15 protein-coding genes are annotated in these 15,574 nt (G+C 44.3%); 9 read left to right on the forward strand and 6 right to left on the reverse strand.

The window, feature by feature from the left end; translation table 11 throughout:
- Positions 1 to 15: 15 nt before the first annotated feature.
- Positions 16 to 1,413, reverse strand: coding sequence for an asparagine--tRNA ligase (gene asnS, locus EYR97_RS17220; protein WP_131094999.1), 1,398 nt, complete (start codon positions 1,411 to 1,413; stop codon positions 16 to 18).
- Positions 1,414 to 1,859: 446 nt separating this feature from the next.
- Positions 1,860 to 2,828, reverse strand: a complete 969-nt coding sequence (locus EYR97_RS17225) for a calcium/sodium antiporter (protein WP_131095000.1) — start codon at positions 2,826 to 2,828, stop codon at positions 1,860 to 1,862.
- Between the two features lie 287 nt (positions 2,829 to 3,115).
- Between EYR97_RS17225 and EYR97_RS17230 the strand changes: the two genes are divergently transcribed.
- Together EYR97_RS17230 and EYR97_RS17235 are read left to right on the forward strand one after the other, a co-directional pair.
- Positions 3,116 to 4,603 (forward strand): RimK family protein, encoded by a 1,488-nt coding sequence (locus tag EYR97_RS17230; RefSeq protein WP_131095001.1) that lies wholly within the window; start codon positions 3,116 to 3,118, stop codon positions 4,601 to 4,603.
- A complete protein-coding gene (locus EYR97_RS17235; RefSeq protein WP_131095002.1) occupies positions 4,600 to 5,721 on the forward strand; it encodes a GNAT family N-acetyltransferase/peptidase C39 family protein in 1,122 nt (373 codons plus the stop codon). Before EYR97_RS17230 ends, EYR97_RS17235 begins: the two co-directional genes overlap by 4 nt.
- 108 nt (positions 5,722 to 5,829) lie before the next feature.
- On the opposite strand, the gene EYR97_RS17240 is transcribed toward EYR97_RS17235, so the two are convergent.
- On the reverse strand, positions 5,830 to 6,111 hold the full coding sequence (locus EYR97_RS17240; protein ID WP_131095003.1) for a hypothetical protein: 282 nt from the start codon (positions 6,109 to 6,111) through the stop codon (positions 5,830 to 5,832).
- 371 nt (positions 6,112 to 6,482) lie between these two features.
- On the opposite strand from EYR97_RS17240, the gene EYR97_RS17245 reads away from it, so the two are divergent.
- Entirely contained in the window at positions 6,483 to 6,929 is a 447-nt protein-coding gene (locus EYR97_RS17245) for a MarR family winged helix-turn-helix transcriptional regulator (RefSeq protein ID WP_131095004.1), read from the forward strand.
- 16 nt (positions 6,930 to 6,945) lie between these two features.
- Positions 6,946 to 8,301 carry an MATE family efflux transporter gene (locus EYR97_RS17250; protein WP_131095005.1) on the forward strand — a complete coding sequence of 452 codons (1,356 nt, stop codon included), beginning with the start codon at positions 6,946 to 6,948 and terminating at the stop codon, positions 8,299 to 8,301.
- A gap of 16 nt (positions 8,302 to 8,317) precedes the next feature.
- Here EYR97_RS17250 and EYR97_RS17255 read toward each other — a convergent pair whose 3' ends face one another.
- Positions 8,318 to 8,842, reverse strand: coding sequence for a DUF2937 family protein (locus tag EYR97_RS17255; RefSeq protein WP_131095006.1), 525 nt, complete (start codon positions 8,840 to 8,842; stop codon positions 8,318 to 8,320).
- Between the two features lie 48 nt (positions 8,843 to 8,890).
- Entirely contained in the window at positions 8,891 to 10,156 is a 1,266-nt protein-coding gene (bioA, locus tag EYR97_RS17260) for an adenosylmethionine--8-amino-7-oxononanoate transaminase (RefSeq protein ID WP_131095007.1), read from the reverse strand.
- A gap of 98 nt (positions 10,157 to 10,254) precedes the next feature.
- Here bioA and bioB point away from each other — a divergent pair, with 98 nt between their 5' ends.
- Genes bioB through bioD form a run of 4 tightly spaced genes read left to right on the forward strand, consistent with a single transcriptional unit; the run spans position 10,255 to position 14,260 of the window.
- A complete protein-coding gene (bioB, locus tag EYR97_RS17265) occupies positions 10,255 to 11,382 on the forward strand; it encodes a biotin synthase BioB (RefSeq protein WP_131095008.1) in 1,128 nt (375 codons plus the stop codon).
- Positions 11,382 to 12,641: an 8-amino-7-oxononanoate synthase gene (locus EYR97_RS17270; RefSeq protein WP_131095009.1), complete on the forward strand. Its 1,260-nt coding sequence runs from the start codon at positions 11,382 to 11,384 to the stop codon at positions 12,639 to 12,641. Before bioB ends, EYR97_RS17270 begins: the two co-directional genes overlap by 1 nt.
- Positions 12,642 to 13,574: a class I SAM-dependent methyltransferase gene (locus EYR97_RS17275; RefSeq protein ID WP_242635098.1), complete on the forward strand. Its 933-nt coding sequence runs from the start codon at positions 12,642 to 12,644 to the stop codon at positions 13,572 to 13,574.
- The gene (gene bioD, locus EYR97_RS17280) at positions 13,571 to 14,260 is read left to right on the forward strand and encodes a dethiobiotin synthase (RefSeq protein ID WP_131095010.1); all 690 of its coding nucleotides are present in this window, start codon (positions 13,571 to 13,573) and stop codon (positions 14,258 to 14,260) included. Before EYR97_RS17275 ends, bioD begins: the two co-directional genes overlap by 4 nt.
- Here the strand turns inward: bioD and pepE are convergent.
- Positions 14,244 to 14,996, reverse strand: coding sequence for a dipeptidase PepE (gene pepE / locus EYR97_RS17285; protein WP_131095011.1), 753 nt, complete (start codon positions 14,994 to 14,996; stop codon positions 14,244 to 14,246). The two genes, bioD and pepE, sit on opposite strands and share 17 nt — an antisense overlap.
- Positions 14,997 to 15,088: 92 nt before the next feature.
- On the opposite strand from pepE, the gene EYR97_RS17290 reads away from it, so the two are divergent.
- The gene (locus EYR97_RS17290; protein ID WP_131095012.1) at positions 15,089 to 15,571 is read left to right on the forward strand and encodes a low molecular weight protein-tyrosine-phosphatase; all 483 of its coding nucleotides are present in this window, start codon (positions 15,089 to 15,091) and stop codon (positions 15,569 to 15,571) included.
- Positions 15,572 to 15,574 lie beyond the last annotated feature (3 nt).

Genomic DNA, 15,574 nt, shown 5'->3' on the forward strand with positions numbered 1-15,574 from the left:
AGAAGTTGTATTGTGTTAGAAGCTTGCGTTACCCGGTGTACGAGGGAACGGAATAACGTCACGTACGTTTTGCATGCCAGTAACGTAAGCCACTAAACGTTCAAAACCTAAACCAAAACCTGAGTGTGGCACTGTACCGTAGCGACGTAAGTCGCGATACCACGCATAGTCTTCTTTTGACAAGCCCATCTCTTCAAGACGCGCGTCAAACACATCCAGACGCTCTTCACGTTGAGAACCACCGATAATTTCACCAATACCAGGTGCCAGTACGTCCATGGCGGCAACGGTTTTACCATCGTCATTTATGCGCATGTAGAAAGCCTTAATGTCTTTCGGATAGTTCTGCATGATAATTGGCGCACCAACGTGTTCTTCTGCTAAGTAACGCTCGTGTTCAGATGACAAGTCGATCCCCCACTCAACAGGGAACTCGAACTCTTTACCACAGTTTTGTAAAATCTCGATGGCGTCGGTGTAATCCATGCGAACAAAATCAGAACTCACCAATTTTTCTAAACGTTCAATAGCATCTTTCTTGATACGTTGTGCAAAAAATGCCATGTCGTCAGGTAGCTCTTCAAGTACGGCTTTACACACGTACTTAAGCATGTCTTCAGCTAATTGCGCGACATCTTTTAATTCAGCAAAAGCAACCTCAGGCTCAATCATCCAGAACTCAGCTAGGTGGCGAGACGTGTTTGAGTTTTCAGCGCGGAACGTTGGGCCAAACGTATACACTTTCGACATTGCTGTACAATAGGTTTCAACGTTTAATTGACCAGAAACCGTTAAGTAGGTTTCTTTGCCGAAGAAATCTTCTGAGTAATCAACGTTGCCCTTATCGTCACGTGGAATGTTCATCATATCTAACGTAGATACGCGGAACATTTCACCAGCACCTTCGGTATCACTTGCCGTTAGTATTGGCGTAGAAATCCAAAAGTAACCTTTTTCGTGGAAGAAGCGGTGTATTGCTTGCGAAAGGCAGTTGCGTACACGAGTAACCGCACCAATAACATTGGTACGAGGACGAAGGTGAGCATATTCGCGAAGATATTCAATACTGTGGCGCTTGGCGGCCATAGGGTAGGTATCTGGGTTTTCAACCCAACCTAGAATTTCAACGTCAGTCGCGTCAATTTCAACAGCCTGTCCTTGACCTTGAGATTCTTTCACTGTACCCGTAACCGACAGTGAGCACCCAGCGGTTAAACGCTGAATGTCTGCGTAATTTGACAGGGAATTAAGCGCAATAACTTGAACAGGGTCGAAGCAGCTACCGTCGTGTAGCGCAACAAATGATAGACCTGCTTTTGAGTCTCGGCGTGTTCTTACCCAACCTTTTACGGTTACCGATTCGCCAACGGCGTACTTACCTTTAAGTACGTCAACTACGGGCGCATGCGTCATGTTAATTTCTCCGTCTTACTGTTTTTGTTGTTAGACCAACAGGCTGTCGCTATTGAGACATAGTTAACAACAATGTGCAAAGTGCACGAAATTTTGTTCAATGATCAATGTTTTCGGATTGCGTTGCCGATAACGATAAATAGGTGTTTCACTAAAAATAAAGCGTTTGTGCCAACCTACAAGGTTGGAATACTAATTATGAACAACCACGCGCAATCCAGTTGCGCCTGCTAGTATACTCAACCGTAAGCGGGATGCCAGAAAACAGAGTGACAAATGGGAAATAAAAATAACTCATCACCTCAAGATGGCCATATAAGTGGTTATTTGCGTTGTAATACGTCGGGTAGTGCGCAACCAGAGAGTGAAATTGTGACTTACGAAAAGTTCGCTGAGCGTCGCTCCACTCTATGTTTACGCCCCCTTTTTACAAGATAATGCTAACTTTAAATGAAAGCGACCTGTATTAACCAATAGGTATAGGCCGCGTAGGCAAGGACAAATGCACCGCCTTCAACACGGTTCAATCGTCCTTGGCGTTTGATACCAATACAAAACACGAATAACGCAACTGTAGAAGCTAACATTACCACGACATCGCGGTAGAGAAAGTCCGCTGATATCGCCATTGGTTGGATGGTACCTGCTATACCTACTACAGCAAGCGTATTAAACATGTTCGAGCCGATAACATTGCCGATAGCAAGGTCGTGTTCCCCTTTTTTCACAGCAACTAGCGAGGACGCCAATTCAGGTAGTGAGGTTCCAATTGCAATAACAGTCAGGCCTATTATGGTGTCGCTGACACCAAAGAACGTGGCCACCTCTACCGCGCCCCAAACTAGCATGCGAGAGCTCGCAACAAGCAGTAATAATCCAGCGATTAGCCACATTACATGAGTTTTTACCGTACCTTCGTTGGCATTAATTTCGTCACTGTATTCATCTGCAAGGGCATCGCTATCACCCTTCATACCATGATAAATGCTCCAGGAAATTAATAATACAAATAGCCCCAGTAACGAAAATGCATCGTCTTTTGAAACCTGTTTATCGAGCACCTGCCATGCGGCAAAGAAGGTTATACCTAGCAATACTGGAAGTTCTTTTTTGATGATCTCTGATTTTACCGCAATAGGGCTTATTAATGCGGTAAGGCCTAAAATAAGCATGATATTTGCGATATTAGAACCGTAAGCATTACCAAGGGCAATGCCTGAGTTTCCTTGAATAGCGGCAAAGATAGAAACGATAATTTCTGGGGCGGAAGTACCAAAACCAATGATGAGCATACCGATAAGCAGTGGTGAAACGCCGAAATGATTGGCTACGGAAGCCGCTCCGCCGACAAACTTTCCCGCACTCCATAATAAAACCGGTAATCCAATAATAATAGCCACACTGGCTAGTAACATACCTACTCCTTAACTAACAAATTTGCTTCTTTAAAGCGTTGACGGTCAACGCGATGACTTCAAAAACAGTGATTTAATTGAACGTAAAAAATGAAGAATACGCTCGCAATCCATATCCCATAAAGGCATAACTTTTCATTGTCATTACGATGAAAAAAAGCCGTGCTGAATCCACTTTGCAAAATCAAAGTTAAGCGTAAACTCATCACTGTTTTCAGAGGTGATTGCATATTACTCAATCACACCCTTAATTGTAACCGACAACACACTTTTTAGAAGCGAATTACATGCACAATACACTTATTGTTACTGATGATGTTACCCCATTTTGTAACACCGCTTTAACGGTACTGACTTTTCAAGATTACCTTGCAGAGTTTCCTAAGCTCAATGAACCGAAAACACGGGTTATTAACTTGTGTGATACGTCGCGCTATTTGAGCGAAGGGTATTATTGCTCGCTTCTTGCTCAAGCTAGAAACCACTTGGTGTTGCCAGCGGTTAACACCATCAACGACTTACGCATGGCGGAAGAAAAAAGTATCGATCGTATTGTGTTCTCCTTGTCGGTACAACAAGACAATGCTGAAGTTTTAGACGAACCTTTATTAGTACTGTTTGGTGAGGTGAAAGATCAGCGCTTTAAGCGTCTTGCCCGTCAAGCATTTGAAAAGTACCCGTGCCCTGTGTTGGAGTTGACGCCAACAATTACGCAAACTACGGCGAGTGCGAAAACATCGGGTAAAGTGCAAATTGAAGGTTTCGCCAGTGTACACGCTAAAGCGTTTAAGGATTTAACCGCTAAACAGCAAGTGCGTTTTATTGAACAACTAGAAATTCATACAAAAATTTCATGGCGTGCAGGTAAATCTAGTAAAAAAACACGCTGGGATATGGCAATTTTGATTAACCCAGAAGAAGCGACACCGCCCAGCGATGAAAAAGCCATTAAGCAGTTTGTGAAAGCCGCTGAAAAAGTGGGTTTTCGCGCTGATGTTGTTAGCCGTCTATCGCGTGAAGAGCTAGGACATTACGATGCGCTTTTTATTCGAGAAACAACGGCCATTGACCATCATACCTATCGTTTAGCACGAGCTGCTGAACGCGAAGGCATAGTGGTGATGGATGACACGCAATCGATTTTGCGATGCTGCAACAAGGTGTTTTTGCAAGATGCGTTTGCATATCAAAAAGTACCAGCGCCAAAAGCAACATTTGTTTCTAGCGCTACCGATGAAGTATGCGACAAGCTCATTGCGGACTTTGGTTTACCACTGGTGTTGAAGTTACCTGAGAGTTCGTTTTCTCGTGGTGTGCACAAAGCGGAAAGTAAAGATGCCTTGAAGCAGCGTCTTACTGATATGTTGGCCGAGTCGGCATTAGTGCTGGTACAAGAATACATTTTTACCGAGTTCGATTGGCGAATAGGCGTGTTAGGCGGTAAACCTATTTATGCGTGTCAATATTTTATGGTACGCAACCATTGGCAAATTTATAACCATCAGGGCGACAGGTTCTCGTCAGGAGGTTTTACTACTATGCCTACGTTTGAAGTACCAAAGCCAGTGCTTCAAGCCGCTATTAAGGCCGCTAAAGTAGTAGGTGATGGTTTGTATGGTGTTGATATTAAACAAACCAACAATGCGGTTTACGTTATTGAAGTGAACGATAACCCAAGCATTGACGCGGGTGTTGAAGATAAATATCTCGGCAGAGAGTTGTATGAACTCATCATGCAAGAATTTGCTGACAGGTTGGAGCGCAGAGGACGATGATCACTATGCGTGTTGCAACGCTTCACGACCTCGCTGCGCTTCATCACATCGAGCAAACGTGTTTTACCACTGACAGGCTAAGTAAATCGCGCTTTAAATTTTATATTGAAGCGCCGCATGCTGAACTTATAGTGGCAGAGCAAACCGACATTGCAGCGAATGTTAATAGCCCTAAAATTTTGGGCTATGGATTGCTATTACTGCGCCGTGGTACACAGCTTACGCGTCTTTACTCTATTGCCGTTTTACCTGATGCACGAGGTCTGGGCATTGCTGAAAAGCTCATCAACTGCTTGGGGGAGCGGGCGCTTCTGCGGGGAAAGCGGTTCATGCGCCTCGAAGTTGCTGTGGGTAACGAAGGGGCAATAAGGCTCTATAAGAAGCTGGGGTTCAGTCAGTTTGGTATGTATACCGACTATTATGATGATCACACAGATGCATTACGTATGCAGAAGGTGCTGGTGCCGAGCAAGTCCGTAAAGCCTGAAGTGTATCCTTGGTATCAACAAACTACGGATTTTACTTGTGGACCTGCGGCGTTAATGATGGCTATGTGTGCGCTGGATAATCGCTATGAGATGACACAAGAGAAAGAGCTAACACTATGGCGTACAGCTACCACTATTTTTATGATGTCTGGTCATGGCGGTTGTCATCCAATCGGGCTTGCTTTAGCGGCAACCAACGAAGGATATTCTGCCAAGGTGATAATTAATCAACAGGTTCCATTGTTTGTTGATGGCGTGCGCAATAATGAGAAAAAGGCCATTGTTGAAAGTGTTGAAACGCAATTTATGGCACAAGCAATTGAGCAGGGTATTTCTGTTGAGATTGAAGACTGGCATACCGATGTAATTGATAAGACCTTGCAAGCTGGTGGTGCAGTATTGTGTTTAATTAGCACCTATGCGTTTGACAAGAAAAAGATACCTCATTGGGTAGCAATTACCAGTTTTGATGCCCATTGTTATTACCTTCACGACCCTGACGCCAGTGAAGGCCAACCAGTGGAATATCAACATATTCCGGTAGCAAGAGAAGACTTTTTACGCCTTGCTAGTTATGGTACGCGTAAAATTCGAACGCTCGTGTTACTGTCACCACTAGGTAGTCGGTAAGTTGTTGCTTAGCCTTGTGTTAGCACTGTTTTACATAGACCAAAGCACACATGCCCAAGAGCACACTCAAGAGCTCGTAAATAAGAGCTCATATAAGAGCAGCAGCTTCTAATGATGATGTTGAGCAACAGATACTTTGTCATTAAGCAGTGCCAGTTTGTTTGCAAGCTTTGATAACTCTTTGACAGAGCCAGAATAGGCTATATGCTTTTCCATTTTCTTACCTTTTACCGCACTTTCAAACAGTGCGGTACTTTCAAAACACGCTGTTTGAGCATTGAGTGTTTGCCACTCTGTTTGCAGACTACTTGGAATGCAGTGGCGTTTTGCGAAAAGTTTGTCTTTAATTTGCAACACTTTTCCAATGAGTAATTGTGCATCTGTTGGCATGACTACGTCTCCTATACCGATAAATTTAAGGTAACTGTTTATTTTTAAATGGCTTTTTGTTTATTTTGCTTTATGAGAAGCAAACGCCATTCAGTTACCTTTGTCTTTTTACATATCAATTCATATCAAGTAATGCATCATTAATGCCAAGCTATTTGTTAATAGATTTCATTTAATAAAAGGTTTCTAAGTGATTGATTTTTTTGCTGAATTGGATTTTTAGCCTACCTCGATATGTATGCCTGTGCAGCACTGGAAGCTCTTTTATTTCGCTTTTAACAATAAATTATTCTGCGTTGGGGAATATATTTCTTGCATAATGCTTGAGTAATCAAGTATTATGCAAGAAACATATTTGAGGAGATTAAAAAATGTCTACATTATCGCAGCCAATGCAATTGATTTTGACGTTGGTAAAAACACAAGGGCAAGTCCTAAAGCCGCTAGAGAGCAGTTTATCTATACACGGTATTAGCTTTACAGAATGGTTGGTTATGCATCGCTTGAGTCAATCGAGTGACCACACTATTAAGCGTATATCGCTTGCTAATGGAATTGGCGTAACTGCCTCGGGGATAACGCGTATTCTGCTTCCCATGGAAAAAGTGGGATGGGTAGAGCGGGTGACCAGCGCGCGCGATGCAAGGGTTAGTATGGTGAGACTTACGCCGGCGGGCCTAGAGTCATATCAGCAAGCTACGCAAAGTATTGAGCACACTGCCAATCGCGTTACCAATATGATGAATCAGCAACAAGTCGAACAGTGTATGGGATTACTATCGAGCCTACATCTTTCTGCTATCGACGCTACACACTAGAAAAGAAGAGGCAAACATGGAAGATTTAACCAAGGGTTCAATTCCTAAACACCTGATTAAACTGGCAGTACCGATGGCGATTGGTATGTTGGTACACACGTTTTATTTACTGATTGATCTTTACTTTGTAGGGCAACTTGGTGAGCACGCTCTAGCAGGTGTGAGTGCTGCGGCTAATATCTCTATGTTTGTTTTGGCTCTCACTCAAATATTGAATGTTGGTACCGCTACTCTCATTTCACATGCAGTGGGGCGCAAAGATCAAGACGACGCTAACCTACTATTCAACCAGTCATTAGTGGTTTCATTGGTAATGGCATTGGCAGTATTGGTATTGGGCTATCCATTGACTCAAGTTTATATGTCAACAATGAGCATGGATGTAGAAGTAAATATGCAGGGGGAGCAATATTTGTACTATTTCCTGCCAAGCTTAGCTTTGCAATTTGGTATTGTGGCTATGACAGCCGCTATGCGAGGTACGGGGATTGTGAAACCTGCCATGCAAGTACAAATGCTTTCGCTGCTGGTCAATATTGTACTTACACCTATTTTAATTCATGGGTGGCTAACGGGTTACCCGATGGGCGTTGCGGGAGCAGGGCTTGCCAGTACACTGTCAGCGCTTTTTGCAACGGTTGTGTTGTGGCGCTATTTTAAGCAAATGACGCACTATGTATCGGTAAGCAAAGTCCATATTGTGCCTAGTATTAAAACATGGCGACGCCTGATAAGCATTGGCTTTCCTGCAGGCGCAGAGTTTTTGTTAATGTTTACCTATATGGCATTGGTGTATTGGGCTATTCAAGGATTCGGTGCAAGTGCAACCGCTGGGTTTGGGCTGGGTTCGAGAGTGATGCAAGCACTGTTATTACCCGCTATGGCTATCGCGTTTGCGCTTCCCGCTGTTGCTGGGCAGAATTTTGGTGCACAGTTGCCACACCGCGTTAAAGAAGCATTTTTTCACGCAGTAATTATTAGCGCAATATTAATGTTTGGGCTAACGCTCTTGTGCTTCTGGCAGCCTAATTTACTGCTTAGTAGTTTCTCTAATGACGCTACGGTTATTGCGGTAAGTACCGGGTTTATCAGTATTATTTGCTTTAATTTTGTACCTTCTGGTGTCATTTTTAGCTGTTCAGGTACCTTTCAAGGGGTGGGCAATGCGTGGCCAAGCTTGTGGAGTTCAGCGACGCGTTTGGTCACCTTCGCAGTGCCGTTGATGTGGCTAACGACGCAACCAGATTTTCATATTGAACAAGTGTGGTATCTGTCTGTTGCGACGGTGGGCATACAAACGGTGTTGTCGCTGTTTTTTGTTAGACGTATGCTTAAAAAGCAATCAACAGGACAAGAGCTTGTCAGCGTATAAACTTTTGTTTATACGCTTAATGGCTATAACTTTCTTGCTTCCTTTTATGCTTTTTTTTCTTCACTTGGCAATAGCAAAAATGGGGCGTCCAAATCAGCAAATTGAGCAAAATAGCACTTATCAACGAAAAAATGACAGAAGAGGGAGTTAGTGGCACGGAAGGCCTGAAATTTTTTAGCACGCGCTGTAGTGTGTCATATTGCGATGGCGTGGCCATAAAAATGAGTTTTTCAAAATAATGGCCATGCTCCAGTTTACGCATACCCTGCTCAATGACTTCGATTTGTGCAAAACGAGTGGCTTTTAGTTGGGCGTCTTCGCGTACCAGAGCTTCACTGTTTGCTTGTAAACTGTTGAGCATGGCTTCCACTGAGCTAAAACCATGCTGTTTTGCTAGCATTGATGAACTTGAAACTTCGTCGCGCAGGGCATCGTAGTAGCCACTGAGGTATTGACGGTAGTGATCAGCTAGAATTGGCACCTGCAATGTCAAAATAAACAAAACTGCAAAAACAACTTTATCAATAACACGCACGAACATGATTACATCTCACTTATTACTATGTTTTCTGCAACTTGTTCCCTTAAACTATTGCAAGCTGGTGTAAATAGCATGGGTAAGCTTACTAAGTTGCTCAGCACTTATAATATAGGGAGGCATAATGTATACCAGTTTCCCAAATGGTCTTATCCATACTCCGTGTTTAACAAAATGACGTTGAATTTCAGCCACATTTACCGGTTTTACGGTTTCAACTACGCCTATAGCACCAAGCATCCTCACATCCGCTACGCGAGGTAACTCTGCACATTTTGCCAATTCAGTTTGTAATTGTTTCTCAATGGCGGGAATTTGCCGTTGCCAATGGTTTTCATTAATAAGTGATAAGCTTGCATTTGCCACGGCGCAGGCAAGGGGGTTACCCATGTATGTTGGGCCATGCATAAATACACCTGGCTCACCTTGGCAAACACCTAAAGCAACATCTTCAGTACACAGTGTTGCAGCAAGAGTGAGGTATCCACCGGTAAGCGCTTTTCCCAAGCACATGATGTCTGGAGAGATACTAGCGTGTTCACACGCAAACAGCTTACCTGTGCGACCAAAGCCAGTGGCAATTTCATCACAAATAAGCAGTACATCGTAGTTGTCGCATAACTGTCGGCAACGCTTTAAGTACTCGGGGTGATAAATTCGCATGCCGCCAGCCCCTTGGACAACGGGTTCTAGTATAAGCGCTGCCATTTCGTGGTGATGTTTTTCAAATATTTCTTCAAGGGGCAGAATGTCGTCTTCACTGAACGTTTGCCCATAGCGCGTTTGTGGGGCCGGTGCGAATATTTGCTTGCTGAGTACACCTTCAAATAAGCTGTGCATGCCGTTTATTGGGTCGCATACGCTCATAGCGGCAAAGGTATCGCCATGATAGCCGTTACGCGGCGCTACAATACGTGACTTTTCAGCCCTTCCCTGACAGGCCCAATATTGAATGGCCATTTTTATAGCAACTTCTACCGACACCGAACCTGAGTCTGCTAAAAACACGCGCTCTAAGCCTGCAGGCACCATATTCAGTAGCGTTTTACACACATCTATAGCGGGTTGATGGGTTATGCCACCAAACATAACATGAGAGAACGCATCCACTTGTTTATGTGCCGCTTGGTTCAATACGGGGTTATTGTAACCGTGGATAGCAGCCCACCAACTAGACATACCATCAACCAATACTTCACCCGTTGCAAGGGTAAGCTCTGCGCCACTTGCACCGGTAACTTCATAGCAGGGAAGTGGATTAACCGCTGAGGTATAAGGATGCCAAATATGTTGCTTATCAAATTCTATATTGTTCAAAATTCAACCGTTAGTAAAGTTTTCAAGATGGTCAGAGTTGACAACTCGCTAATGAAGCATAGACTAAGCCAGCATTTCCATTTAGTAAAGGACAGTCAATGACACTGGCTTCAGCGCACAACGCGCAAACGACAACTATTCGAAACGATTGGACTAAAGCCGAAGTAGAGGCGTTATTTGCAATGCCGTTTAATGACTTGCTGTTTGAAGCGCAGGTTGTTCACAGACAACACTTCAATCCGAATGAAGTGCAAGTAAGTACATTGTTATCGATCAAAACGGGTGCTTGTCCGGAAGACTGTAAATATTGTCCGCAAAGCGCGCGTTATGACACTGGCCTTGAAAAAGAGCGTCTTCTTGAAATCGAAAAAGTGATACAGCGTGCGAAAGAAGCGAAACAGGTGGGTTCAACCCGTTTTTGTATGGGGGCGGCGTGGCGCAATCCTCGTGATCGCGATATGCCTTACATCTTAAAAATGGTGGAAGAAGTAAAAAGTTTAGGGTTAGAAACCTGCATGACGCTAGGCATGCTAACAAGAGAACAAGCCGTTGCATTGAAGCAAGCGGGCCTTGACTACTATAACCACAACTTAGATACGTCTCCTGAGTTTTACGGCGATATTATTACAACGCGTACCTACCAAGACCGTTTGAATACCCTAGAAAATGTGCGTGCCGCAGGTATGAATGTATGCTCCGGTGGTATTGTGGGTATGGGTGAAACGGTAAGCGATCGCGCAAGCATGCTAGTACAGCTGGCTAATTTGCCTGAACAACCACAAAGTGTACCTATTAACATGTTAGTAAAAGTGAAAGGTACGCCTTTAGATAGCGTGGAAGACCTAGACTACTTCGAGTTTATTCGCACCATTGCCGTGGCGCGTATTATGATGCCTAAGTCGCATGTGCGCTTATCAGCAGGCCGCGAGGCAATGAATGAACAAATGCAGGCGCTGTGCTTTATGGCTGGTGCAAACTCTATTTTTTATGGCTGCAAATTGTTAACCACGTCAAACCCAGACACTCATGAAGACGTGATGCTGTTCAAAAAATTGGGCATTAATACTGAGCGTACCCGAGACTTCTCAGATGAGGCGCACCAACAAGTTTTAGAAGAAGAGATTGCGCAGCAGCAAGAGCAACAAGCTGATGCAAGCGACTTGTTCTATGATGCCAGCAAGCCCAAGGCGAACGCTGAGAAAAAGCAAACTTCTGTGGAGGCGTAATGGCCTTTAATTGGTTAGCCGATGCACTGACGGAGCGAGCTGATAACGGCTTGCTTCGACAACGACAATGCCAGCAATACGAAAAAGACAACATTATTTGTATTAACGGCGAGCACTACCTCAACTTTTCCAGTAACGACTACCTTGGTATGCGTCATTATGAAGGCGTTTTACAAGCGTGGGTTGAAGGTTTAGCACAATTTGGTGCAGGCAGTGGCGCGTCACCTTTGGTAACCGGCCACACCCAAGCGCATTTAGCGCTTGAAAGTTATATTGCAGATGGGCTTAATCGCGAAGCTGCGCTGTTATTTAATTCTGGCTTTGCTGCAAACCAAGCGCTTTGTATGGCGCTTTTTTCAGAGCATGCCCGAGTATTCGACAATAAGCAGCACGCGAATATCTTCGCCGATAAACTTATGCACGCCTCTTTCTTAGAAGGCGCTATGTGTGTAAGTGATAATGCACAGCTTCGACGCTTTAAACACAACGACACAGAACACCTTTCCAGTTTGTTACAAAAAGGCGCTAACTCCGACACGCTCATTGTAAGTGAAGGAGTGTTTAGCATGGACGGCGACTGCGCGCCAAGTGAAGAGATTGCCGAGATAGCGCAGCAGTACAATGCATGGTTTATGTTAGATGATGCCCACGGTATAGGTGTACTTGGCGACAATGGCTTTGGCACCATTGAAGCATTGGGTTTAACCCAAGCGCAAGTGCCCATTGTTATGGGAACATTTGGCAAAGCCGTAGGCACCGCTGGCGCCTTTATTGCTGGAAGCCAAGTACTTATCGATTACTTAGTTAATTTTGCCAAACACTACGTTTATTCAACGGCTATGCCTCCTGCACAAGCCGTGGCAACATTGTATTCAATGACACATATTGCCACTGACAGTACTCGCCGTGAAAAGCTCATTGCCAACATTGCCCACTTTCGTGAAGGGTTTAAGGCTAAGTTCAGCAGTACATCACAAACGCCAACCAGTGAGAACAATAATCACTCTGTGCCTAACAGTACACTTACCCTTGCTAACTCAAATAGTGCTATTCAACCGATAATTGTAGGGTGCCCTAAACGGGCGTTGGCACTTAGTGAAAGTTTAAAGGCACGTGGCATATGGATAACCGCTATTCGCTATCCCACTGTTCCTAAGTTTCAAGATCGGCTGCGAATAACTTTGTCGTCTAACCATACAACACGCGATATTGATGTAATGCTTGATGCCATTGCATTGGCGGTGGAGGAGTGTAACTAAGTGGATGCAAATCTGACGATGCTTTACAGCGAACACTCGCAGCAAATGCACAGCAAAGAGATGGTAAACAGCAATGAAGTAGCAAACCCCTGCAACAATGGTGACGAAAACAGTGAAAGTAAGCGTGAAAACACGGTAAAAGGTGTATTTTCTGCAACGGCTATAAAGCCATGTATCAGTGAAGAAGCTGTTGCCTCGCGATTTTCCAAAGCGGCCAGCAAATACAATCATCTTGCTAATATTCAAAAAATTATTGCGCGAACTGCCATTGATAATTTACCTCGGCGCTTAACTGAAGAGGCATTGGATATCGGTTGTGCGACAGGCACACATACACAAACGTTGTGTGAGATGGGAGCCAATACCACTGGAATTGATATAGCCGAAGGCATGTTGGCTCATGCTAAAGCAACCTATGCTTTACCTGCATTTGTGCATGCTAGCGCGCTAAATTTACCTTTTAGTGACGAGCGATTCTCAACGGTGTTTTCTTCAATGGCATTGCAGTGGGTTAGTGATCCGAGAAAAGCTGCTTCACAAATTTCCAGAGTGTTAAAGAAAGGGGGAATTGCTGAACTTGCCATTATGGTTGATGGTTCCTTTGGCGAACTCAAAAGAGCAAGGGAAATAGCGCAACTTCCTCAAGCGAATACGCCCATGCCATCGTCTAACCAATGGTGTGAGGCATTTACACAAACGGGCTTAAGGTTATCTCGCGTGATTGTAAAAGATTATGTGGACAGTCACTCGAACATTATGGCGTTACTGCGTTCAGTGAAAGGCGTGGGAGCAGGGGAAACTGGTCGAAAACAGCCTTTGTTAACGCGCCATGATTTAAACAAGCTTGATATGGCGTATCGCAATATTTGTGGCGTAAAAGATAAGTTACCGCTTACTTATCGTGTGGGTCACTACAGGTTGGAAAAACGATGAAAGAATATTTTATTACTGGGACAGATACGGAAGTAGGAAAAACTTATGTAACCTGTCACTTGTTGCGTGCCGCGACACAGGCACAATTAGTGAGTGTTGGTTATAAACCCATTGCGGCGGGGTGCGATTTCGTGAATGGTGAGTGGGTAAATGAAGATGCGGCAAAAATTCAACAAGCCAGTAGCTTAACGCTACCTATTTCACAAATTAATCCCATAGCATTAAAACCACCTATTGCTCCGCATATCGCAGCACAAGAAGATGGTGTGATCCTGAGTGATAAGGATATCGAAAATGGACTGAATACGCTGCGTGCTCACAAGGCAGATTTGCTATTGATGGAAGGGGCCGGTGGTTGGCGTTTGCCATTAACGACAGGTACACCTGAATCACTAACGCGTTATCTTTCAGATGTGGTCTCAGCGCTGAAAATGGACGTGATTTTGGTGGTGGGCATGCGCTTAGGGTGTTTGAACCATGCCCTATTAACCGCTGAAGCGATACGTAGCGATGGGCTAACTATTAAGGGGTGGGTCGCAAATGATATCACAGGCAACATGACACGATACCAAGAGAACCTTGAATCATTAAAAGCCATGTTACCTGAGCCACTTTTGGCCGAGATACCCTTCCAGCGTGCGCCTGATCCACAGCAATTAGCGGGGGCAGTTAGTCAGCTGCTATAGCATTCAGCAAATGTGTTAGGTCATCACCTGCATTAATTGGTGTTTTCTCGTCACCCAAAAAGATGAAGCCATCATGTTCTTCACTGCCTTTACTTTCGCGACCATCTTCAAAGGTTAATGTATACTCGGAAAGTTTGAGTGCAGTGCCTTCGCGAATAGCAACGACAGGCGTAGTGGGGTTTAGCGCGGTAAACTCGGCAAGGCGTTGGTCGCGGGTTTCGCCATTATGTCCAGGTGGCTGATAGTCACTGTAATGCGGGTTTAACTGAAACGGTACTATATCTAAGGCATCGAAGCTTGGTGGCTCGATAATAGGCATGTCATTGGTAGTTCGAATGGTTTGTCCACAAATATTAGAACCTGCACTCCAGCCTATGTAAGGTGTGCAGTCTGCAATAGCATGCTTTATGGGAACCACAAGCGCTTGTGAGTACAGCGTGCTCAACAAGTGAAAGGTGTTACCGCCACCAACCACAATGGCTTGATTGTTTTTCTTAGCGTTGTTGAGTGCTGCAACAGGGTCTGTGAACGTGTGTAAACCAGTTACATTACATTCTGGTAGCGCTCTGGAAACGGCTTCCACATATGCATCGTAGGTTTGTGTTACAGCCGCGTAGGGCACAAATAGAAGGTCGCGAATGTCACCTAAGTGTGCAAAAATAAGCGCTCTAGCATGTTCAAGGTATGGCTCGTTGCCCTGGCGAGAACTGCTTAGCATTAGTACATGTGCGGTCATATTTACTCCACAATTGTTTAGACGGCGTATCATACGTGAAACTGAGCATAAAGTTTAGTCACGCCCCGTCACCGTAAATTAAGGGAACTCGAATGGAACAATCGACGTCGGTTTTATTTGTATGCTTGGGCAATATTTGTCGCTCACCTACCGCAGAAGCGGTATTTAAACAAAAAGCTGCCGCCGCGGGTTTAGATTTGGTTATCGACTCAGCTGGTACACATGGGTATCACATCGGCAATCCTCCTGACAAGCGCTCGCAAGCAGCCGGTATAGAACGGGGTTACAGTTTTAAAGGCCTTAAGTGTCGTCGCGTTGAACAAGAAGACTTTGAAAAGTTCGATTATATCCTTGCCATGGACAACAGTAATTTGTCGAATTTACGGGAAATGAGTTCACCGCAATATCACAACAAAATAAAGCTGTTTCTTGAATTTGCTAATGTTGACGGTGCTAATCTTCAAGAGCTTGAAGTCCCAGACCCCTATTACGGTGGAAAACGGGGGTTTGAATTAGTGTTAGATTTAATAGAACAAGCCTCAGATGGTTTAATTGCACACATTAAAGCTTTATAGCTA

Source organism: Alteromonas sp. KUL42, from assembly GCF_006538325.1.
Classification (GTDB): domain Bacteria; phylum Pseudomonadota; class Gammaproteobacteria; order Enterobacterales; family Alteromonadaceae; genus Alteromonas.

Bases quoted from the DNA above. Each gene is read 5' to 3' on its own strand.
- EYR97_RS17245 (WP_131095004.1), top strand. From the start codon at position 6,483: ATGTCTACATTATCGCAGCCAATGCAATTGATTTTGACGTTGGTAAAA.
- EYR97_RS17270 (WP_131095009.1), top strand. From the start codon at position 11,382: ATGGCCTTTAATTGGTTAGCCGATGCACTGACGGAGCGAGCTGATAAC.
- EYR97_RS17250 (WP_131095005.1), top strand. From the start codon at position 6,946: ATGGAAGATTTAACCAAGGGTTCAATTCCTAAACACCTGATTAAACTG.
- bioD (WP_131095010.1), top strand. From the start codon at position 13,571: ATGAAAGAATATTTTATTACTGGGACAGATACGGAAGTAGGAAAAACT.
- EYR97_RS17225 (WP_131095000.1), bottom strand. From the start codon at position 2,828: ATGTTACTAGCCAGTGTGGCTATTATTATTGGATTACCGGTTTTATTA.
- pepE (WP_131095011.1), bottom strand. From the start codon at position 14,996: ATGACCGCACATGTACTAATGCTAAGCAGTTCTCGCCAGGGCAACGAG.
- EYR97_RS17235 (WP_131095002.1), top strand. From the start codon at position 4,600: ATGATCACTATGCGTGTTGCAACGCTTCACGACCTCGCTGCGCTTCAT.
- EYR97_RS17240 (WP_131095003.1), bottom strand. From the start codon at position 6,111: ATGCCAACAGATGCACAATTACTCATTGGAAAAGTGTTGCAAATTAAA.
- bioB (WP_131095008.1), top strand. From the start codon at position 10,255: ATGACACTGGCTTCAGCGCACAACGCGCAAACGACAACTATTCGAAAC.
- EYR97_RS17255 (WP_131095006.1), bottom strand. From the start codon at position 8,842: ATGTTCGTGCGTGTTATTGATAAAGTTGTTTTTGCAGTTTTGTTTATT.
- EYR97_RS17290 (WP_131095012.1), top strand. From the start codon at position 15,089: ATGGAACAATCGACGTCGGTTTTATTTGTATGCTTGGGCAATATTTGT.
- EYR97_RS17230 (WP_131095001.1), top strand. From the start codon at position 3,116: ATGCACAATACACTTATTGTTACTGATGATGTTACCCCATTTTGTAAC.
- asnS (WP_131094999.1), bottom strand. From the start codon at position 1,413: ATGACGCATGCGCCCGTAGTTGACGTACTTAAAGGTAAGTACGCCGTT.